This is a genomic window from Rhodococcus sp. P-2, from assembly GCF_016598535.1.
In the GTDB taxonomy this organism is placed as follows: Bacteria; Actinomycetota; Actinomycetes; order Mycobacteriales; family Mycobacteriaceae; genus Rhodococcus_F; species Rhodococcus_F baikonurensis.
Genome location: NZ_CP066779.1, coordinates 4,588,870 through 4,609,836, shown reverse-complemented (window position 1 = coordinate 4,609,836; position 20,967 = coordinate 4,588,870). Strand labels below are relative to the sequence as shown.

The following is a 20,967-nucleotide window of genomic DNA, read 5'->3' as shown; positions in this document are numbered from 1 at the left end:
CTACTCGGCAACACTTTTTCGCCCGATGAGCAGGGCAGAAAGCGGTCGGAACGGCTGCAACCAGGCGCCCTCGTCGGGCAGGGTGTCCAGGCTTACCCGTGGCAGAGGCTCACGGAAGACACCTGGGATGTCCTCGAGATCGACGAAGTCCAAGATATCGGACGACACAGCCCAGCTGGCGTGTTCACGGAACCCGAGAACCTGGACCGGGATACCGGTTGCTGCGATGTCCTCGAGAGGTTCGCGGAACGCTTGGCCGTCGGCGGACGCGACCATGATTCCGGCGAGGCCCTCGCCGTACCTGAGCGCGATGTGCTCGAGCATGTCCGAATCGACATCACTGTCTTCATCGACCTTCGGCTTGGCGAACACCGCGAAACCCACGTTACGCAAGGCTTCGACCCAAGGACGAACGACGTCGGCGCTGCCGGAGGCGATGTTGGTGAAGACGGTCGCTTCGGGCTCGAGCGTGCCGCTGTTCTGTGCGGACAGTTCGGCGGTGCGAGAGAGCAGCCAGCGACCCAACGCGTCGAATCGTGGCCGGTAGGCGGCGGTAGGCCGGCCACCGAGGATGGCGCCGAGGCCCATGTCGAGGTTAGGGGCGTCCCAGACCAGAAGCACCCGCTTGGGGTGGCGGGAGTCACGACCGAAGTCGAGAGGAGATTCCGACGACGTCACGTCGTCGGATAGCTGTTCGCTGACGCTCATGCTCTGATCTTCCCCCATATAAGCTCGGTGATTGCACTTCCGACCTTATGGGCTTTGTCCTCGAACTTGGTGACCGGACGCTCGTGGGTCATCGGAGACTCCCAGTCGAGCGCGGTCAGTAGCGGCTCGGCATTGCCGGCTTCTTCGATCCATTCGGCGTACTCGGCGTGATCGGTTGCCACGTGCAGCACTCCGCCAGGCTTGAGGCGGTTCGCGATCAGCGCGAACGTCGGCCCCTGCAGCAGGCGACGCTTGTGATGGCGGGCCTTGGGCCACGGATCCGGGAAGAACACCCGGACACCCGTCAGCGACTCGGGGGCGACCATGTTCTCCAGTACGTCCATCGCGTCACCGCGCAGTACGCGGACGTTGGGAATCTCTTCACGTTCGACCTGCTGCAGAAGCTGCGCGAGCCCCGGGCGGTACACCTCGATCGCGATCAGGTTCACGTGCGGCTCCGCCTTGGCCATTGCGGCCGTCGCGGTGCCGGTACCCGAACCGATCTCGATGATCAGGGGTGCTTCGCGTCCGAACCAGGCGTTCGCGTCGAGCGGTGTGTCCGAGACGTCGGCGCCGATGAGCGGCCACTGACGGTCCCAAGCCTGCTGCTGTGCGTCGGTCAGAGCACCCCGGCGAGAGCGAAAGCTGGTCACTCTCGGATGGAGACGGGACCCCTTGGTGTGGTCCGTCTGCCCCGTGTCAGGGGTCTGCGGTGCATGCTGATCGGCTTCGTTCACGAACCCATTGTCACGCATGACCCCCGTTTAGCGCAGACGGGTCTGAAGTTTGAGTTGAGACTTTCCGCGGAAAGTCCTGAATCCGCCGACTTCGGACAGTCGACGAAAGGGTGGTGTCACCTGCCGTCCTTGCCGAGAACCTGACAGAATCTCACCGACACGATGGGGACGTGGGGTGGGGATGAACACAGGATTTGCATGCCGTGATTGGTCACGAATGTTGCCCGCAGAATCGATCGACGACGCCTGCGCGGAGCCGATCGACCAGTTGCGCGCTCTGGCATATCGGCTGACGTCGATCGATTCGGGAGCCGCGGAGACGGTTCACTCCGTGCTCGGATCGCTGACTGCGCCGCTCGAGCTGGTGGTCGCCGGACGGGCAGGGGTGGGGCGGTCGTCGTTGGCGCGGATCCTGGGGCGCGACGACCGGTTCTCGCGCAGAGTCGTCGGCGCACCGGTTGTGGTGACCGAGTCGCGGGCATTCGACGTCCCCGGAACGTCGAACCCCGATCTGGGTCGTCGTTGCGTTGTCTACGTAGTGGTAGACGCGGTCCGCGACGTCGACCGCCGAGCCATTGCCCGAGTTTCCGATCGTGTGGTCGTCGCTGCGAACAAGGCCGACCTGTTCGGGCCGCGCTGGGACGAGGCACTGGGACGGGCGGCGGAAATCTCGGAGACCGTCGGCGTGCACACGGTTCCGGTGGAGACATTGACCGGGCGCGGCGTCGAAGAGTTGTTCGCGGCCCTCGGCCCGGTCCTGGAGACGCAGTGGTGGCGCCGGGTCGAGCGGATCGGCCCGGAGCTGACGCAATCTGCCTCGCGCAACACCGCCGGTAGAGACGAGATCGAGATGTATCTGAGGTCGGACTCCGCGGTGTTGTTCGGTGCCGCGGCGGCGATGACGAGCCCCGAAATTCGAGCCCTTCGTCAAGGCGAGCCTCCCGATCCTCGTACCGCTGACGACGCGGGCACGTGCTGTCGATGGTGGGGCCGGCTCGTGGACGAGTCGGAACAGGCTCCGCAACAAAGGGTCTCACTGATTCGCCGCGGGTATGTGCGTCGGTGGGCGCAGCTCGGGGGCGATCGCTCCGCTCCGGTAGCGACCGATGAATAGCGTTTCGGTACTTCCGGATTCGGTGCTGCGCGTGGTGCAGCGATGGAATCCGGCATCCGATCCGGGTCGCCAGGTCGCCGCCGAAACATCCAGTGGCACTCGCATTTACGTCGTCGGCCCGTCGAGGTGTGGACGGGAAGACGTCGCGCAGATGTTCAGTGCTTCGGATAATTGTTCGACAGTGACACGCGAGGTGGACGCCGACGTCGTACTTCTGGTCGTCGACGCCGCCAGTGTGATCGGGCGCGAGGATCTTCATCTCCTCGACGATGCCGCCGAGAGCGGAACCCCGGTGGTGGTGGCGCTGACCCGCGTCGACGTCTACCGAGACTGGCAGGCTGTGCGCCGGCGTGATGCCGAGATTCTCAATTCGCACTGCACCGCTTTTGCTCAGGCCCCGGTGGTCCCGATTGCGCCTGGTCAAGAGCAGTCGCTCGTCGAGGTCGTGAGACGGGTGGCACGGGAGAGGGAAGCAGGCGGTTCGGATTCCGGTGTCATCGCACAGACGCGCCGGATGATCGAGATGGAGATCCGGAATCTGCGTGACAGGGTTCCTGGGGCCGAACTGCGGGCCGAGCGATCACAGCTGCTCGCAGACCGTGACGGCCGGCGAGGCGAACGCCTGGTGCAAGTCCGAAGCAGACTGCAGCGAGCGCGCGGGGATCTGTTGCAACAGATCGCCGACGCAACTCGGGCGACGGTCGCGGGGGCACGTGCCTGGGTCGACGCGGCCTCGCGAGCCGAATTGGGCAGCATGCCGGTGCGGTTGCAGCACGAGGTCGACCATCACACCCGGGTCTTCGATGCCGCGATGGCGGCAGCGGTGGAAGTGGCGGGCACGACCGGGTACATACCTTCCCCACGGATTCCGGAGAACCCGCCGGGGCGTCAGCGCGGAAACGAGGAACGCGTGACAATTCTTGTCGGCGCGTCCGCGGGCCTCGGCCTCGGCCGGATCGCGGTGACTCCGCTGGAGATGATTCCGGCCCTGGAGTTCGCGAGCATCCCCGTGACGTTGGTTCTGGGTGGGGCCGCGGCCTGGTGGTTGGCGCGAACTCGCGGGCTGATGGCGGATCGTGCCCACTCCAGGTCGTGGATCGTCGAATCGATGTCGACCGTCCGCGCACAGTGGGAGCAGCGAGTGCAGAGCGTGCTGCTCGAGGCCGAGGCAGATCTGGGAGCGGCGATCATGGCGGAGAGCCGCGAGCAGTTGGCGTCGGCGCAGGCCCGAATCGCGGAGATCGACGGTGAACTTCGTGAGCTTGCTGCGGCCAGATCGGGTCAACTGGCGTCGTGCGAGCGCGACCTCGCCGTTTTGAACGCCGCCTACTGACGTTTCGCGAGTGCAGAGTTCTCCACAGCGCCGCAATTTCGGCCACGACTGATCGACGGGGTCTGGTAATACTGAGCGGACGGTTTCGGTAGGGGTTGCCGAAGCAGTAGGTCACCATCCAGTAGGGGGAGTAATGGACGCATTTCTGATCACGCCCGGACACATCGACGGGCACGGCATCGACGCCGAACCACTCGATCCGGGGCGTATCGAGCCCGAGACTTTCGGGCCCTCGTCGGGACCGGTCGACGCCGGCGACCTGAACTTCGACGCCTTCGACTTGGACGGTGACGGAACGGTCGACAGCCGTGTCGTCCACACCGACGATGCCGTCGTGATCGTGTCCGATTTCGATCGTGACGGTAGCGCCGATCGCCTCACGATGATCGAGTCGGACGGGGATTACTCGGCCTGGGAATGCAGTCGAGACGACGAAGGCGCCCTCGTGTGGCAGAAAATCGATGCCGGAGCGCTCTGAAAAGCTTCCGTTTATGTGCTCTGAGCGCCGGGTAGGCACCTGAACACACCAACTGAATCGTTTCTGTGACATTTCTGACCGCACCCGATTACCTGCAGGTGAACAGCCAGCGTTAACCTCAATACATAGGACACCCGGCGTCCGTGAAATCCACGTGAGTGGATGACGCGGCTGGACCCCGTCGAGAGGGGGACACCGGGATCGACTGGTATCGGGGCGCTGCAGTTCGCATCCGGTGTCACGAGAACCCGGTTCCGGCTCACCCCAGGAGAGTTTGATGACCTCAGCGACCATTCCCGGTCTCAATGGAACTGACGGCACGCCCCCCACGCAGCACAAGGAGCTGCTTGCATGGGTGCAAGAGGTTGCCGAACTCACCCAGCCTGATCGCGTCGTCTTCGCAGACGGCTCGGACGAAGAATGGGACCGACTGACAACGAAGTTGGTCGAGGCAGGAACCTTCACCCGCCTCAACGACGAGAAGAAGCCGAACTCTTTCCTCGGCAACTCCGATCCGTCCGATGTCGCGCGAGTCGAATCGCGTACGTACATCTGCTCGAAGGAAGAAATCGACGCAGGCCCCACCAACAACTGGATGGACCCCGCGGAGATGCGCACCCTCATGGGTGACCTGTACCGCGGTTGCATGCGTGGACGCACCATGTACGTCGTGCCGTTCTGCATGGGCCCCCTCGACGCCGAGGACCCGAAGCTGGGCGTCGAACTGACCGATTCCGAGTACGTCGTCGTCTCCATGCGCGTCATGACCCGCATGGGCAGCAAGGTTCTCGACAAGCTCGGCACCGACGGATTCTTCGTCAAGGCGCTGCACTCGCTGGGCGCTCCGCTGGCCGAAGGCCAGGAAGACGTCGCGTGGCCGTGCAACGATACCAAGTACATCACCCACTTCCCCGAGGATCGTGAGATCTGGAGCTTCGGTTCCGGCTACGGCGGAAACGCTCTCCTGGGCAAGAAGTGCTACTCGCTGCGTATCGCTTCGGCAATGGCGCACGACGAGGGCTGGCTGGCCGAGCACATGCTCATCCTCAAGCTCATCTCGCCCGAGGACAAGGCCTACTACATCGCGGCGGCATTCCCCTCCGCTTGTGGCAAGACCAACCTCGCGATGATCCAGCCGACCATCCCCGGATGGCGCGCCGAGACCCTCGGTGACGACATCGCCTGGATGCGTTTCGGTGAGGACGGACAGCTCTACGCCGTCAACCCGGAATTCGGTTTCTTCGGCGTGGCTCCCGGCACCAACTGGTCGTCGAACCCCAACGCCATGCGCACCATCGACCAGGGAAACACGGTCTTCACCAACGTCGCTCTGACCGACGACGGTGACGTCTGGTGGGAAGGCCTCGAAGGCGACCCGCAGCACCTGATCGACTGGAAGGGCAACGAGTGGACGCCCGAGTCGGGCACCCATGCGGCTCATCCCAACTCGCGTTACTGCACCCCGATGTCGCAGTGCCCGATCATGGCTCCCGAGTGGGACGACCCGAAGGGCGTGCCGATCTCGGCAATCCTGTTCGGTGGACGCCGCAAGACGACGGTTCCGCTGGTCACCGAGGCTCGCGACTGGCAGCACGGCGTCTTCATGGGTGCAACGGTCGGCTCCGAGCAGACCGCAGCAGCCGAAGGCCAGGTCGGTACGGTTCGCCGCGATCCGATGGCGATGCTGCCGTTCCTCGGCTACAACGTCGGTGACTACTTCCAGCACTGGATCGACCTCGGCAAGTCCGCGGACGCGTCCAAGCTCCCCAAGGTCTTCTACGTCAACTGGTTCCGCCGCGGCGACGACGGACGCTTCCTGTGGCCAGGCTTCGGCGAGAACTCTCGCGTCCTGAAGTGGATCGTCGAGCGCATCGAGCACAAGGCTGCCGGCATCGACACCCCGATCGGCGTCGTTCCCACCGGATCGGCACTCGACATCGAAGGCCTCGACGTGTCGGACGCCGACATCACCGAGGCCCTCGCGGTCAACATTGACGAGTGGAAGGCCGAGATCCCGCTCATCGAAGAGTGGTTCGACTTCGTCGGCGAGAAGCTGCCGACCGGCATTCGTGACGAGTTCGAAGCTCTGAAGCAGCGGTTGGCCTGATAAACCGCCCCCGTATGTAGTGGCCTGATGCCGCATTGGTTCAATTTGATGAACCGATGCGGCATCGGTCGTCTGTATGCCCTTGCCTGTAGCCGTTAAGCAGTTCAGCCGTTATGCAGTTCAGCCGTAAAGCAGTGATCAGCGAGCGGGTCGACACACTCGATCCTCAGGAGGACCAGATATGAGCGGGATCTACAACAACGTGACCGAATTGGTCGGGCGCACCCCGATCGTGCGGCTCAACCGTCTGACCGAGGGCCTGGACGCACAGGTCGCCGTCAAGCTCGAGTTCTACAACCCGGCCAACAGCGTCAAGGACCGGATCGGCGTGGCGATCATCGACGCCGCCGAGAAGTCCGGTGCACTCAAGCCCGGTGGCACGATCGTCGAGGGCACCAGTGGTAACACCGGTATCGCACTCGCCATGGTCGGCGCTGCTCGCGGCTACAAGGTCATCCTGACCATGCCCGAGACCATGTCCACCGAGCGTCGCGTGATGCTGCGTGCCTACGGCGCCGAGATCGTCCTGACCCCGGGCTCCGAGGGCATGGCCGGTGCAGTCGCCAAGGCCAAGGAAATCGTCGAGCAGACCGAGAACGCAGTCTCGGCCAGCCAGTTCGCGAACCCGGCCAACCCGGCCATCCACGAGGCCACGACGGGCGAAGAGGTCTGGGCCGACACCGACGGCGCCGTCGACATCTTCGTGTCCGGCATCGGCACCGGCGGCACCATCACCGGCGTCGGACGCACCCTTCGCAAGTACAAGCCCGAGGTCAAGATCGTCGGTGTCGAGCCCATCGACTCGCCGATCCTCAACGGTGGCCAGCCCGGCCCTCACAAGATCCAGGGAATCGGCGCGAACTTCGTGCCCGACGTCCTCGATCGTGAGATCTACGACGAGATCATCGACGTTTCGTTCCCCGATTCCATCGAGGTCGCTCGCGCACTCGGCACCAAGGAAGGCATCCTGGGCGGCATCTCGTCCGGTGCCATCGTCTGGGCCGCACTCGAGTTGGCGAAGCGTCCGGAAAATGCCGGCAAGCTGATCGTGGCTGTCGTGTGCGACTTCGGCGAGCGTTACATCTCCACCCCGCTGTTCGAACACATCCGGGACTGAGACTTGTGAGTATCCTCGGGACAATTCGCGAGGACCTGCAGGCTGCGCGCGGTCAGGATCCTGCCGCGCGCAGCAATGTGGAGAACGCGCTCGTTTATTCAGGGCTGCATGCCATTTGGGCGCATCGGGTTGCGCATCGCATGTGGGCCGTCCCCGCCTTACGTGGCCCGGCGCGAGTGCTCTCGCAGCTGACGCGCTTCGTCACCGGCATCGAGATCCATCCGGGTGCCACCATCGGTCGACGGTTCTTCATCGACCACGGCATGGGCGTCGTGATCGGGGAGACGGCCGAGGTCGGTAACGACGTGATGCTCTATCACGGCGTCACTCTCGGTGGTCGCTCGCTCGAGCAGGTCAAGCGTCACCCGACGCTGGGTGACCGGGTCACCGTCGGCGCTGGTGCCAAGATACTCGGACCTGTCGTCATCGGTGAAGGTAGCGCTATCGGCGCCAATGCCGTTGTCACCAGAGATGTTCCGGCCGAATCCATCGCGACGGGTATCCCGGCGGTGGCGCGGCCACGGACTACCAAGGAGAAACTGGTGGACCCGAACAGTTACATCGATCCTGCGATGTACATCTGAAGCTGTCCTTCTTCGATGGCCACCCTCGTGTAGACGACGGGTGGCTATCGGCGTCTGTTCAGGCTCGCGTCAGGTGCCACCCGCGACGTCCCAGTACGACGGCCGTCGCTGCGCCCAGCGCTGCTCCGATCAGGGGATAGCAGGCAAGGACGAGCCAGCGCGGTCCGTCTAAGGGTTCGTAGGCGGTGGCTATCGTCGATTCGTTGTCCCGAGCCATCTGCATGTCCCGAAATGGTACGTAGGAACCCTGATAGACGATTGTCTCGTCGGGACTGGTCATCACGTCGATCAGACTGCCCACCAGGGGAATTCCCCCGACGACAAATCCCAGAACCGCCAGAATCACGATCAGTGCGCGCATCGAACGAGCCTATCGCCCGGCCGGAAGTTCAGACTGCGATCGACGGTTCTTCGGGCGTCGAGAGGGTCAGGATCGCTCGCACGACGCGTGGACTCTGCTCGAGTGAGCGTTCGAGTTCGCGCAACGTGTGGGCCACACGGGATTCCGCGTAGTCACCGACCAGATCGACGCTGGCCACCAGGTACACCTGCCGCGGCCCGAGGTATTCCATGCGCAGGAACGTGATTCGGTTGATCTCGGGCAGTCGGGTGAGAGCCTCGACGGCTGCTGCCCGCAGCGTCGGCGATGCCTCTTCGCCGACCAGGAAGCGGCGGTTGCGGTCGATCAAGATGATCGCGATGACCCCGAGGAGAATGCCGACGAAGATGGAACCGAGGGCGTCGGGGATCGGTGAGCCGGTGATCTGGTGCAGCAGAACACCGACGAACGCGATGACCAAACCGATAAGTGCCGCAGCGTCTTCGGCGAACACCGCCCGGGTCGTCGGGTCGGAGGTGTTGAGCGCCTGGGCCATCACGTCACGGTTCACGGCAGATGCTTCGGTGCGGAGCTGCTTGTACGCCTGCCGGAACGAGATGCCTTCGAGGATGAACGAGACGCCGAGGACTGCGTAGGCGACACCGAAGTCGGTGGCCGGTTCGGAATGGAACAGTTCCTGGATGCCGTGGGTGATCGACACACCTGCGCCGAGCGCGAAGAGTCCGAGGGCGGCGAACATCGACCAGATGTAGGCCTCCCGGCCGTACCCGAGTGGCTGGTCTCGGTCGGGAACCCTTTTCGAGCGGCGGTTCGCGATCAGCAACAGCACTTCGTTGCCGGTATCGGCCCAGGAGTGGGTGGCCTCGGCGACCATCGACGCAGATCCGGTGACGATGGCGGCCGCCGTCTTGGCCCCGGCGATCAGCGCGTTAGCCGCAAACGCCAGTACGACTGTCGTGGTGCTCTCGTCGCCGTTTCCCGTCGGCTCGGCCTTGGGTTCGATGCTCACGAACTTCAGGCTAGGCGGGTGGCGACGGTTTCGTGCGGTGACGCTCGGCGACGGAGCGCAGCAGTGTGTCGACGGCGTCGTGGAACTGCGTCAGGCCCGGCTCTTCGACGGGAAAGTGCCCGCACCCGTCCAGCATCACGAATTCGGTGGGTGCGTTGATGCGGCGGAGGAACTGCAGGCTCAGTTCGGGTGGCGTCCATCGGTCGTCGGCCGGGTGGGTGAGCAGAACGGGCGTCGTCCGAAATGCTTCGGGTGCGGTGTGCTCGAACGAGAAGTAGCTGCTGAGGAATCCGAGTGGCACCCGAACACCGCCACCGCGCGGATCGGTTGCGCACAGCGTCGCGAGTTCACGGTTGCTGCTCATGTTCGCGACGTCGGCGACCCAACGGATGGGCACGCGGATACGGCCCACCAGTCGTTCGGTGCGGCGCATCAGGGGAGCGCCATAGACACCCATCGGGCCGAGCCGCGCCGCGGCAGCTCTGGCCGACGGATTCGAGGGATCGAGCAGACAGGTAGCGACGACGGCGTCGGCCAGACCGGTCCGCGCGGCTACCTCGTAGGCCAGCAGACCGCCGATGCTGGCTCCCAGAAGCACCAGCGGCCGATCGTCGGCTGCTTTCTCGGCCCGGACGAGGTCACAGAGGAGTTCGACCCACTGCTCGTACCGGACGCCGGCGGGATCGCCTACGACGGTGTCGCCGTACAGCGGAAGATTGGGGAAGAGGACTTCGGCTCCGAGTTTCACGCCGATCCCCGCGAACGGCCACAACGCGCCCGAGTACCCGCCGGCGCCGTGGATACCGAGAACACGAACCGGCGCGTCTGGAACCACTGCCCGTGCGACGTGGACGGTGTTGCCGTTCCACTCCCACCACGTCGTGGTCGGCTCCGGCATGTGGGCGGTGTACCGGTCGGGCATAAACTTCGAGTAATCGGCGCTGGTCACCTACACAATTCTCGGTACCGGCGTCGCGGCTGACAACTCGCATCGGAGGACCGTGTCGACTCGACGGAAAAGGCCCTCCCAGCAGCGCTCGAGGGCTACCTACGACGCGATCCTGGAGGCAGCTACTCGCGTTTTCGCTGCGGAAGCCATGGCGGCGACCACCAACCGGATCGCTGACGAGGCAGGGGTGTCGGTGGGCTCGCTCTACCAGTATTTCGGCGACAAGTACGAGATCCTCTCTGAGTTGGCGAACCGTCACGTGAGTGCCGCGCGGGAGAGTTTTGCGGTCTGCCTTGCCGACATCGTCGAGCGTGAACTCACTCCGGACGAGGCTGTCAGGTCGTTGGTGGAGTGCGCGATCGAAGTGAACAGTAATCCGCGACAGTTCTTCCACCTGCTCTACGATCAGGTTCCTCGGACCCCTGAGCTCATCGAGCAGGTCGATCACATGAATCATCAATTGGTGTATGGGTTTTCGGAATACTTGCAGAGTCGCGGTTTCAGCGCGGACGATGCGTTGTTGACGTCGCGGTTGACTGTGACTGCCGTGGACGGCCAGGTGCATCGGGTTGTGCTGGAATCGGATTCACCCGAAGAACTTCGCGTGCGAACGGAAGCCGTCGTGCGGCAGGCGAGATCGATGATCGCGTCGGAATCCTGATCCGGTGTATCGAATGGTGACTGCGGTCCGTTATGGTTCTGACGTCATCATCGAGGTAATGGGAAGTCGGTGCAATTCCGGCGCGGTCCCGCCACTGTGAGGTCGTCCACGCGTCGACCGTAGCCAGATACCACCCTCGTTGACGTTGTGTCATGCCACGAGGATGGATCGGTCACACCATGAATGCTGTTGGCGGAGCTCTGTCTCCACCTACCCACCTGCCTTCGCCGAAGGCCGGTGCGCCTCGAGGACGGCTCAGTCCGGGTATCGTGCTGCCCGCTCTGCTGGTCGTCACCGTGCTCTCTGCTGTGTGCGCGTTGGCATTCGGATCCGAGATGCTCCCCGTGTCCACTGTGGTGGACGTGGTGCACTCGCGCTTCGGAGGCCCACCCGTCACGCGTTCCGAACTTGCGATCGTGTGGGGAATCAGAGCACCGCGGGTACTGCTCGGTCTGGCTGTCGGCGCTGGTCTTGCCGTCGCCGGTGCGGTGGTGCAAACCCTCGTCCGTAACGCTCTCGCCGATCCCCACCTGCTGGGAGTGTCGTCCGGCGCGAGTGTCGGTGCCACCGCCGTCATCACCACCGGACTGTTCGCCGGCGCCGGAGTATGGGCGCTCAGCTTCGGTGCGATGATCGGGGCATTGGGTGCTGCGATTCTCGTCTTCACCATCGCGACACTGCAAGGCGGCATCACCCCGCTGCGATTGGTTCTGACCGGGACAGTCACCGCATCCGCCCTGTCGGCGATCGCCAGTTTTCTGGTGCTGCGCACCAACGACTCACAGGCCGCACAGTCCGTATTGTTCTGGCTCCTGGGAAGTTTGGCCGGGGCCTCCTGGGACAAGTTGTGGGCGCCGGTCATCGTTGTGGTCCTGCTGACGGCAGCGGTGTTCGCCCTGCACGGTTGGCTCGACGCACTGGCGGCCGGGCCGGACGTCGCCGCTTCGCTCGGTATTCCCATCCGAACCCTGCGAAACGTGTTGTTCGGAGTGCTGGCAGCGTTGGTCGGCACGATGGTTGCAGTGTCCGGCGCGATTGCCTTCGTAGGCTTGGTTATTCCGCACGTCACACGCATGATCGTCGGAGCCAGACATCGAGTGGTATTGCCGGCGGCAGCACTGATCGGCGCGTCGTTCCTGGTATGGGTCGACGTCGTGGCGCGGACCTCGCTGCGACCGACGGAGATCCCGCTGAGCGTGGTGACCGGGGTGATCGGCGCCCCGCTGTTTCTCCTGCTTCTCGGCCGTCGGCGCTACCGATTCGGGGGTAGTTCGTGAGCGCCCGAGCGCTGCCGCTGACAGCGTCCGGAGTCGTTGTCCGCATCGACCGTCGAACTATCGTCAAAGGCGTCGACATCGCGGCTGACGCCGGCGCAGTGGTCGGCGTGGTTGGTCCGAACGGCTCGGGCAAGTCGACGTTCTTGCGTGCTCTCGCCGGTCTCGGGCCGATCGCCGGCGGTGACATTCGTGTCGGCGGCGACTCCGTGCACGCGATGCCCGCGCGGTCGCGGGCCAAAGCCATTTCCTTTGTGGCGCAGGAAGAGCAGAGTCCCGCCGATTTGTTGGTTCACGAGTACGTGAGTCTGGGCCGCACACCACATGCAAAGCCCTGGAGCGTCGGCGGCAAGGACGAGAAGGCCGTCGTTGATCGTGCTCTGGGCGAGGTCGGAATGATCGAGCACCGGTTCTCTTCCATGGACACGCTGTCCGGTGGGGAGCGTCGGCGGGTGTTTCTCGCCCGGGGACTCGCGCAGGACGCCGGCGTGCTCATCCTCGACGAGCCGACCAATCATCTCGACATCCGGCACCAACTCGAACTGCTCGATCTGGTCCGGTCGCTGGACCGGACGGTGATCATGGCACTGCACGACCTCGATTTGGCTGCAGCAGTGTGTGATCGGGTGCTCGTTCTCGCGGATGGCGTGGGCCACGCGTTCGGCCATCCCTCCGACGTACTCACGACCTCGGTCGTGGCAACTGTTTTCGGCGTCGAGACATTCGCGCTCGTGAACCCGGTTACCGGCCGTTCACACCTCGTATTCGAATCACGAAATCCTCAACCACAACACACATTTTCGGAGAGTGCACTTTGATACACGTCAAGACCCGAGCGTCGTTCGGTGCGGTCGCAGCCGCAACAGCGTTGTTGGCCGTGTCCGGATGCTCGGCAACCGCGCCCGTCGACGACTCCGCGGACAAGACTTCGGTCACTCTGGAGAACTGCGGAACGGAAAGCACTTTCCAACGTCCGATCGAAAAAGTTGTTGCGACAAGCAATGCGGCCAATATCGGCACCATTCTCCGAGTCGGCGGTCTGGATCGCCTCGCTGCCGTCGTGTTGAACACGAACAACGACGCGGTCATGGACTCGATGTTCGGTCCCGGAATCGCCGACGTTCCACACCTGGACGGAACGATCACGATGGAGACGATTCTGGGTAAGCAGGCGGACCTGGTGGTCGGGTCCTACAGCGGCTTGTTCAAGGGCGCCTCCGGCGTGACGCCGGAATCACTGCAGAGCAACAATATCGATGCATATGTCATCTCCGACAGTTGTCGGCAGAGCGCCGCCGCGGATTCCGCGCTCGGAACGATGGGGCCGTGGGATGCTCTCCGTGCGGACGTGACCAATTACGGAAAGCTGTTCGGAACCGAGGACACCGCCGCCCAGGCTCAGACCGAATTGGATTCGCGTTTGGCGCGTCTGGAGTCGGCGCCGGATGCCGCCGACAAGCCGAAGGTACTGATCTACGACAGCGGTGAAGAAGATCTGTACACCAGTGGAGGCAACGGAGCCCCCAACGGAATCATCGACGCGGCCGGAGGAACCAACGTGTTCGCCGATGTCGACAACACCTGGTTCAAAGCGAGCTGGGAGACCGTAGCGAAGTCCGAACCCGACGTCATCGTGATCATGGACTACAAGAAGAGCGCTGACGAAGTACAGGGGAAGATCGACGCGATCAAGAGCCGAGAAGGCCTACGCGACCTCGACGCCGTCAGGCAGAACCGCTTCGTCGTACTTCCGCTCGCCATGTTCACCAGCGGATTCCCCAACATCTACGGCGCGGAACAGTTGCGCGCGAAGATCGAAGAGTTCGGGCTGGCTCCGTCGAGCAGCATCGACTGGACAACCGCGCCGTCGGCATGAGCGACAATCGGTCCTCGCGTCGGGTGATCGTCGTATTACGGCCGACTGTCAGTGGCCTGGACGAGTCGGCTGCACGGCGGATGCTCGACGCTGTTCAGGCGGGCACAGACGTCGACGTTTGCGTTGCGTACCTCGACATCGCGTCGCCGAGCCTTCACGAGGAACTCGATCGAGCGCGTACCGATGACGTGGACAAGGTCGTGTTGATTCCCGTTGCGGTTCCGAGGGATCGGTACCTGCTCACGTGGACCAGCAAGGCGGTCGCGAACTGGCGTGAAACCCGGATCGACGCCGAACTGGAAGTGTCGCTACACGAATCGGAATCTTTGGAAGGTGCAGTGGCCGCGCAGGTGATCGACGAACTCGACTCGGCGGGAAAGCCGATCACTGCCAGTCCGGCGTCGTATCGCAGTCCGGCCTGGTCCGTGATCGAACCGCACGAGACTCATCTGTTGGTGTGCAAGGGCCCGCGCTGTATGGCGTACGGAGCGGGACCGTTGCACCGGGCCATGAGCGCCGCGGCCAAAGGAACGTCGGCAAAGGTGACGGGAACGGGTTGTCTGAGCCCGTGCAACCTTGGGCCGTTGGTGATCGCGAACCCTGGTGGTACGTGGTTCGGTCATGTGAACGCCGGAGACGCCGACGCGTTGGTGTCCGGTCACGAGGATCACTTGGTGGATCACGTTCTGGACCGATAGATGCAGAGTCGGTGAGAGCAAAGAACCCGCTGAGCGCGACGTGCGCTCAGCGGGTTCTGTTGTCCTGTCTCAGGAACCGAACGGAAGGGTTCCCGGCGGGATCTGGTATCCACTGCTGCCGACGGAGGCGCTGCCCCAGAGTGCGAGGAAAGCGTTGATGGCGTTGGTGAGCATATGAATGTCCTTTGTGAGATGACTGATTCGTTTTCGACGGTACCGGGTGGATCTGTGGATTCGCTGGGAGTTGGCACCCATTTCATGGGGTTGGCACCCGTTCCGGCAGGTCGGAACGGGTGCCAACTGTCAGCAAAGGGTGCTGGCCTCGGGTGGGTCAGCCCACGTAGCCGGGCGGCATGAGTACGGACTTGGTCTCGCAGAAGGCTTCGAGGCCCTCGGGTCCGTTCTCGCGACCGATACCGGAATTCTTGTAACCACCGAACGGTGATCCAGGATCGAAGGCGTACCAGTTGATCGCGTAGGTACCCGTGCGGATCTGCGCGGCAACTTCGAGTCCGTGATCGATGTCGGTGGTCCACACCGATCCGGCGAGGCCGTAATCGGAATCGTTGGCGATCTTGATGGCCTCGTCCTCGGAGTCGTACGGAATCACCGAGAGAACGGGTCCGAAGATCTCCTCACGTGCGATGGTCATCGAGTTGTCCACGTCGGCGAAGATCGTCGGCTCGACGTACCAGCCCTTGTCCAGGCCGGCGGGACGTCCACCACCGAGTACGACGCGTGCGCCTTCTTCCTTGCCCTTGGCGATGTATCCCTCGACGCGATCGCGCTGCTTCTCGGAGATCAGCGGGCCGAGTTGTGCTGCGGGATCGGACGGATCGCCGACGGTCATGAAGCCTGCCGCGGTCTTCATTCCCTCGATGACCTCGTCGTAACGCGAACGGGGAGCGAGGATTCGGGTCTGAGCGACACAGGCCTGACCGGTGTTCATCAGGCCGGACATGACGAGCATCGGCATTCCGGCGGCGATGTCGGCGTCCTCGAGGATGATCGCGGCGGACTTGCCACCCAGTTCGAGGGAGCAGCGCTTGAGGTTCTGCGCGGCGATGGCACCGATCTTGCGGCCGACGGCACTGGATCCGGTGAAGGTGATCTTGTCGATGCCCGCATGAGAGACCAGGTATTCGCCGGTCTCGGCTCCGCCGGGGAGTACCGAGATGACGCCTTCGGGAACACCTGCCTCGGTGAAGATCTCGGCGATCACGTGGACGGAGAGAGGGGATTCGGGTGCGGGCTTGAGCAGTACGTTGCAGCCGGCGAGCAGTGCGGGTGCCAGCTTGTTGATCGCCAGGAACAGCGGGACGTTCCAGGCCAGCACGGCGGCGACGACGCCGACGGGCTCACGGGTCACCTTGGTCTGCCCGAATGCGCCGGTGCGCTTCTCTTCCCACGCGAACTTGTCGGCCAGTTCGGCGTAGTAGCCCAGCGTCGCCATCGACGGGGTCTGCTGCATCATGCCGACCATGGCGGGCGGCTGACCCATCTCGTTGGAGATGAGCTGGTTGATCTCCGCGCTGCGCTCTTCGATCAGCTTGGCGGCCTTGGCGAGGATTGCGCCGCGCTCGGCGGGGGTGGTGCGTGACCACGGTCCCTCGAACGCCGCGCGGGCTGCGGACACGGCCGCGTCGATGTCTGCCGGTGCTGCGATGGGACAGCTGCCGACGCGCTCCTCCGTTGCGGGAGAGAACACTTCGAGTACCTGGTCGGTGGCCGGGGCCACCCATGCTCCACCGATGTAGAGCTTGTCGTAGTCAGTCATCAATTCATTCCTCGGTGTTGTCGGTCGCCGCGAGGGCATACGCGTCGTCTGCCTGTGCGGTGTCGGTGAAACTGGTGAATCCGTATTTCTCGTGCGGTCCGATGGCGGCTACCTCGAAGAGACCGGTGCCGGTATGGGTGTTCGCGCCTTCGGTGAGCGTGAAGGACGCGAGATTGTCGACGGGGGAGAACATGCGTTGGAACGGTTCGATCTCGTGGACCTTGTGGCGCAGTCCCTGTACGACGAGTTCGCCCTGCCACATTCCGTGACGCCAGTCCTGTTCGAGTCCGTAGCCGGTGCCGATTCCGATGTAGTTGGCCAGCAACAGTTCGCAGGTGACGGTGAGGACTTCACCGCCCGGCCGGTGGAAGGTGACGATCGCTCCGGTGACGTCGCGGGTGTCGGGGCAGAACGTCAACTCGTGTTCGGGCCGGCCGAGCCATTCGTTGTCCCTGGCTTCGTCCGGCCACACCCGCATGGCTTCTTCGACGATGCGCCTGCCCTGCTCGTCTTCCTGCATGATCACCGAAATCGTGAACTCGTCGAACTGCATGACCGCGTAGATCCAGAAGAAGTTCTGGATTCCGTCGACGGCGCGTCTGCCTTGCGGTTCGGCTTCTCCGACCGGGCGCACGCCCCACGAGCGGTCGCGGTTTCCCCGCCATGTCGTGGGGTCGATCGCGAGTTCCTCCCCGTCGACGGTGAGCGATCCGGTCCAGGTTCCGGTCTGCAGGAAGCGTGAGGTGTCGAACGTGACTCGTTCGAGTTGGCGGCGAAAGTGCTTGGGCTCGAGCGCTGCCGGGATGGTGGCATCGAAGGTGATGTCGAAGGAGAGATCGTAGTCGCTGCCCGGCTCGAGGACGACGCGGAGCTTCTGCAGTCCTTCGAGCACTTCGATGCGCAAAGGTCCGACGGTGGTGTCGGTACGGTCGGCGCCCAGAGCCTTCGACATGCGAGCGACGATGTGGTCGTCGCCGCGGCGAAGGACTGCGAATGCGTCCATGACGCCGAGGTTGGGGTACTGGCCGAGTCCGACGATGAGGAACACGTCGGGGGATTCGGTGGGGTAGCAGTTGAAGTAGTAGCGGTCGTAGAAGTTTCGATCCGAGGTGGCTACGTGACGGATCGGTTCGGCGATCTGGTGAACGGGATAGTCGTCCATCGGTGACAGCATCTCAGGCCAACCTCTCCCAGTAGGTACCGTCGAGCATCGCGGCGAGCGAAGCGCGGTGCATGATCATGTCGTCAGGGTCTTCGGGGCGCTGCGACTGCCCGAAAGCTATGGCGCGGGCCTGGATTCGCCACATGATCACCGCCTGGCGCAGTGCGGCGTAGGTAACGTAGAACTCCAGATCGTGTGGGGTGTGGCCGGTGATCTCGGCGTAGGTCTGCGCGAGATCCGGCAGTCGAAGGAAGTCGGGAAGACCGGGTAGGTTCGCCAGTCCGGCGATGTCCTCGAAGAACCTGTGCAGGAATGCCATCCAGCCCAGATCCATCTCTCGTGGGCCGAGAGTTGCCATTTCCCAGTCGAGTACGGCTACCGGCGCGAAGTCCTGGTACATGACGTTGCCGATGCGCGAGTCGCCCCAACAGAGCACCGCCGGAGAATCGTCCGCGGGATTGTTCTCCTCGATCCAGTCGAGGGCACGTTCGATGAGCGGTGATCTGACGCCGTCGGAGACCACCCACTCGTAGTACGCGCGCTGCTCGGCGATGTGCGCCGTGAATGCTTCTCGTGCAGTCGTTCCCGAATTCGGGAGTCGGAGGAAGTCGAAACGCTCACAAGGCTTGTCGATGGCGTGCAATTGAGCCAGGACGCCGACCGAGTTCTGCTGGAGGATATTTCGCTGCTCGGGGGACGCTTCGGTGACCCAAGATCCGAAGTTGTACGGCATGACGTCGGGCGGCACGTCGCCGGAGATTCGTTCCATCACGAAGAACGGGGCACCCAACGCGTCCGGATCGGACTCTGACCAGTACACCGCAGGCACGGGCACCGCCGAATGCTCTCGCACCTGAGCCATGGTGCGGAACTGGGATTCGAGGTCGTACGTCGGAAACACCGGCATGGTCGATTCCGTCGGCGCCACCCGGGCGACCAAGGGATGATGATCGCCGTCCCAGGTGGCGTCGAAAAGAATGGTTTCACTGGACATGCCGTTGGCTGCGGGCAAGGTGACGTCGGCGACGGTCACGGAAGATCCGCTCGGCACCTTCCCGGCCATCCACCGTTCCAGTCGCTCACGGAGGTCTTCGGTGTCGCGGAGGGAATCGCTCGGTCGGGCGACCTGGGCGTGATGCTCGGCTTCATCTGTCGAAGAAGCGGTCGAGGCAACGTCAGATGAGGAAGCGTCTGGGCTCACGGTCACCTCCTTCCCTTAGGCGTCACGTGCAATGCCCGTAACGGTGTGAGTCAGAACACTAAAACACGTTACAGAAATTGGGAACAGGTGGCACCCGTTTAGTGGGACTCCCTGCGGATTTATCGGGGAAGAACGCGTGTCAGATAACGGCGGTGAGCGAGAGCAAGCCCGCGCCGGTCAGAGTTCCGGTGCCACCCAGCTCGGCGGGAACGATCCGGAGCCCTTCGATGAACGACAAACGGGCATGTCGGGCAGCCGCGTCGAGCATCGGTTCCCACAGCGGTGTACCCGACTGGGCGAAACCGCCGCCGATCACCGCGAGGTCCACATCCAGGAGGGCGGCCGCCGAGGCGATGGCACCACCGAGTGCCGTGCCGGCGCGGCGAAGTGCGTCCACGGCGATCGTGTCCCCGCTGTGTGCGCTCTCGGCGAGCTGACGGCCGGTGGTGCCCGTCCATCCCTGGCTACGAGCCCATCGCACCGCGGCGGGCCCACTGGCCACCGTCTCGAGGCAACCGACGCCCCCGCAGCTGCACGGTTCGGCAGAGCCTGGAACGACGAGGTGGCCGATGTGACCGGCGTTCCCCGTGCGACCCCGAGCAATCTCGCCGCCGAGAACGATTCCGCCGCCGATTCCCGTCGAGACGACCAGGCTCAGGAGGTTCGGGGTCCCGCGTCCGGCGCCGTGGTGGAACTCCGCCAAAGCCGCTGCGGCTCCGTCCATGGCGAGGGCGGTTCCGGCGTCGGGAAAGACGCTGCGGACGCCCGCGACCAGCTCGAATCCCTGTGCCCACTCGGAGATGTTGATGGGAGCGACGACGCCGGCGACGGTGTCCACCGGCCCGGCGCACGCGATGCCCACACCGTCGACGTCTCGGCCGTCGGCGACTCGCTCGAGCAGCGCCGCACACGCTCCCCACGGGTCGGTCTGCGGCGTCGGAACGCTGTCGACTACGGGAACACGGCCGTCCTCGGACACGACGCCGGCAGCCATCTTGGTGCCACCGATGTCGAGTGCGAGGCGCATGTCGCTATCGCTTTTCGAGAACCACGACGAGGTTGCTCACCAGGAACTCCCGCAGGCCGGGGACTCGGACCATCCACCACGCCCACGACGGGTGGTAGCGGGGGATCGCGGCGAGCAATGTGCCCTGGCTGGTTCCACGGGCCCAGCGTAAGCCGTCGGTGGCGCCGACTTTGAACAACGACACCCCGAATCTGTTCTTCGGTTCGCGTCCGGTCTTGCGGAGGTACCGCTTGGCCGCGTACTCGCCGCCCAGTGCGTGCCACGGTCCGGTTTCGTGGCCACCGAACGGACCCCACCACAGGGTGTACGAGAGAACCATCAAGCCGCCGGGCTTGGTCACTCGCAGCATTTCCTCGGCCATCAGCCAGGGTTCACTGACGTGTTCGGCCACGTTGGAGGAGAAGCAGATGTCCACGGACGAGTCCAGGAACGGCAGTGCCAAACCGGATCCACGCACCGCGCCGCCCACCGTCAGACCCGCGGCGTGCATCTCCGAAGGATCGGGTTCGACGGGAATGTAGCGGGCACCTGCGGCTTGAAAGACCTCCGCGAAATAGCCCGGACCGCCGCCCACGTCGAGGACGGTGAGACCGTCGAGGGATCGTCCGGTGTGACCTTCGTGCAGGTCCGAGATCAATTCGACGGAGTCGCGCGCGAGCGCGCCGTAGAAGATATCGGGCGCGGACTGCTCGTGGCGGAAGTCGCTGAGCAGGCCGAACGAGCGTTTCAGGGTTGCCCGTCGGCCGAAAATGCGGGTCACTGCGGGCTTGGTCACGGGTAGCAACTTTAGCCACTGGGCCGTCCGGTCCACGAAC

Annotated in this window: 21 protein-coding genes and 1 riboswitch; of the genes, 11 read left to right on the top strand and 10 right to left on the bottom strand. The window is 64.0% G+C overall.

What is annotated here, in order from left to right; translation table 11 throughout:
- Positions 1-708 (bottom strand): NYN domain-containing protein, encoded by a 708-nt coding sequence (locus I7X09_RS21700; RefSeq protein ID WP_003945733.1) that lies wholly within the window; start codon positions 706-708, stop codon positions 1-3.
- A complete protein-coding gene (gene trmB, locus I7X09_RS21695; protein WP_037132323.1) occupies positions 705-1,463 on the bottom strand; it encodes a tRNA (guanosine(46)-N7)-methyltransferase TrmB in 759 nt (252 codons plus the stop codon). The genes I7X09_RS21700 and trmB overlap by 4 nt, the downstream gene beginning before the upstream one ends.
- Before the next feature lie 163 nt (positions 1,464-1,626).
- Here trmB and I7X09_RS21690 point away from each other — a divergent pair, with 163 nt between their 5' ends.
- From I7X09_RS21690 to epsC, 6 genes are all read left to right on the top strand, one after another.
- Complete coding sequence (locus tag I7X09_RS21690; RefSeq protein WP_234036668.1) at positions 1,627-2,559, top strand: GTPase domain-containing protein; 933 nt, start codon at positions 1,627-1,629, stop codon at positions 2,557-2,559.
- A complete protein-coding gene (locus I7X09_RS21685) occupies positions 2,552-3,892 on the top strand; it encodes a hypothetical protein (protein ID WP_234036667.1) in 1,341 nt (446 codons plus the stop codon). Before I7X09_RS21690 ends, I7X09_RS21685 begins: the two co-directional genes overlap by 8 nt.
- A gap of 133 nt (positions 3,893-4,025) precedes the next feature.
- Positions 4,026-4,370, top strand: coding sequence for a DUF6802 family protein (locus tag I7X09_RS21680; protein WP_200313619.1), 345 nt, complete (start codon positions 4,026-4,028; stop codon positions 4,368-4,370).
- A gap of 277 nt (positions 4,371-4,647) precedes the next feature.
- Positions 4,648-6,477: a phosphoenolpyruvate carboxykinase (GTP) gene (locus tag I7X09_RS21675; RefSeq protein WP_003945806.1), complete on the top strand. Its 1,830-nt coding sequence runs from the start codon at positions 4,648-4,650 to the stop codon at positions 6,475-6,477.
- Positions 6,478-6,658: 181 nt separating this feature from the next.
- A complete protein-coding gene (gene cysK, locus I7X09_RS21670; protein ID WP_003945916.1) occupies positions 6,659-7,594 on the top strand; it encodes a cysteine synthase A in 936 nt (311 codons plus the stop codon).
- Between the two features lie 5 nt (positions 7,595-7,599).
- Positions 7,600-8,178 (top strand): serine O-acetyltransferase EpsC, encoded by a 579-nt coding sequence (gene epsC, locus I7X09_RS21665; RefSeq protein ID WP_003945907.1) that lies wholly within the window; start codon positions 7,600-7,602, stop codon positions 8,176-8,178.
- 58 nt (positions 8,179-8,236) lie between these two features.
- Here the strand turns inward: epsC and I7X09_RS21660 are convergent, their stop codons facing one another.
- From I7X09_RS21660 to I7X09_RS21650, 3 genes are read right to left on the bottom strand one after another with little or no spacing between them, the layout of a single operon-like run.
- Complete coding sequence (locus tag I7X09_RS21660; protein WP_142006629.1) at positions 8,237-8,539, bottom strand: hypothetical protein; 303 nt, start codon at positions 8,537-8,539, stop codon at positions 8,237-8,239.
- Positions 8,540-8,567: 28 nt separating this feature from the next.
- On the bottom strand, positions 8,568-9,527 hold the full coding sequence (locus tag I7X09_RS21655) for a cation diffusion facilitator family transporter (protein WP_200313617.1): 960 nt from the start codon (positions 9,525-9,527) through the stop codon (positions 8,568-8,570).
- Between the two features lie 10 nt (positions 9,528-9,537).
- Positions 9,538-10,476, bottom strand: a complete 939-nt coding sequence (locus tag I7X09_RS21650; protein ID WP_200313615.1) for an alpha/beta hydrolase — start codon at positions 10,474-10,476, stop codon at positions 9,538-9,540.
- A gap of 52 nt (positions 10,477-10,528) precedes the next feature.
- Between I7X09_RS21650 and I7X09_RS21645 the strand changes: the two genes are divergently transcribed.
- From I7X09_RS21645 to I7X09_RS21625, 5 genes are all read left to right on the top strand, one after another.
- Positions 10,529-11,137 (top strand): TetR/AcrR family transcriptional regulator, encoded by a 609-nt coding sequence (locus tag I7X09_RS21645; protein ID WP_200313613.1) that lies wholly within the window; start codon positions 10,529-10,531, stop codon positions 11,135-11,137.
- Between the two features lie 16 nt (positions 11,138-11,153).
- A riboswitch (cobalamin riboswitch) is annotated at positions 11,154-11,289 on the top strand.
- Between the two features lie 117 nt (positions 11,290-11,406).
- The gene (locus tag I7X09_RS21640; protein WP_166811698.1) at positions 11,407-12,414 is read left to right on the top strand and encodes a FecCD family ABC transporter permease; all 1,008 of its coding nucleotides are present in this window, start codon (positions 11,407-11,409) and stop codon (positions 12,412-12,414) included.
- A complete protein-coding gene (locus I7X09_RS21635; protein ID WP_200313611.1) occupies positions 12,411-13,229 on the top strand; it encodes an ABC transporter ATP-binding protein in 819 nt (272 codons plus the stop codon). The genes I7X09_RS21640 and I7X09_RS21635 overlap by 4 nt, the downstream gene beginning before the upstream one ends.
- Entirely contained in the window at positions 13,226-14,287 is a 1,062-nt protein-coding gene (locus I7X09_RS21630; protein WP_200313609.1) for an ABC transporter substrate-binding protein, read from the top strand. Before I7X09_RS21635 ends, I7X09_RS21630 begins: the two co-directional genes overlap by 4 nt.
- Entirely contained in the window at positions 14,284-14,985 is a 702-nt protein-coding gene (locus I7X09_RS21625; RefSeq protein ID WP_200313607.1) for a (2Fe-2S) ferredoxin domain-containing protein, read from the top strand. Before I7X09_RS21630 ends, I7X09_RS21625 begins: the two co-directional genes overlap by 4 nt.
- 331 nt (positions 14,986-15,316) lie before the next feature.
- Here I7X09_RS21625 and I7X09_RS21620 read toward each other — a convergent pair whose 3' ends face one another.
- The 5 genes from I7X09_RS21620 to I7X09_RS21600 form a co-directional block, all read right to left on the bottom strand.
- The gene (locus tag I7X09_RS21620; RefSeq protein ID WP_200313604.1) at positions 15,317-16,762 is read right to left on the bottom strand and encodes an aldehyde dehydrogenase; all 1,446 of its coding nucleotides are present in this window, start codon (positions 16,760-16,762) and stop codon (positions 15,317-15,319) included.
- Between the two features lie 4 nt (positions 16,763-16,766).
- On the bottom strand, positions 16,767-17,936 hold the full coding sequence (locus tag I7X09_RS21615) for a hypothetical protein (protein WP_166811636.1): 1,170 nt from the start codon (positions 17,934-17,936) through the stop codon (positions 16,767-16,769).
- A 1-nt stretch (position 17,937) separates the two neighbouring features.
- Positions 17,938-19,125 carry a phosphotransferase family protein gene (locus I7X09_RS21610; protein WP_234036666.1) on the bottom strand — a complete coding sequence of 396 codons (1,188 nt, stop codon included), beginning with the start codon at positions 19,123-19,125 and terminating at the stop codon, positions 17,938-17,940.
- 139 nt (positions 19,126-19,264) lie between these two features.
- Positions 19,265-20,152: an ROK family protein gene (locus tag I7X09_RS21605; RefSeq protein ID WP_200313600.1), complete on the bottom strand. Its 888-nt coding sequence runs from the start codon at positions 20,150-20,152 to the stop codon at positions 19,265-19,267.
- A gap of 4 nt (positions 20,153-20,156) precedes the next feature.
- A complete protein-coding gene (locus I7X09_RS21600; protein WP_003945692.1) occupies positions 20,157-20,927 on the bottom strand; it encodes a class I SAM-dependent methyltransferase in 771 nt (256 codons plus the stop codon).
- Positions 20,928-20,967: the final 40 nt, after the last annotated feature.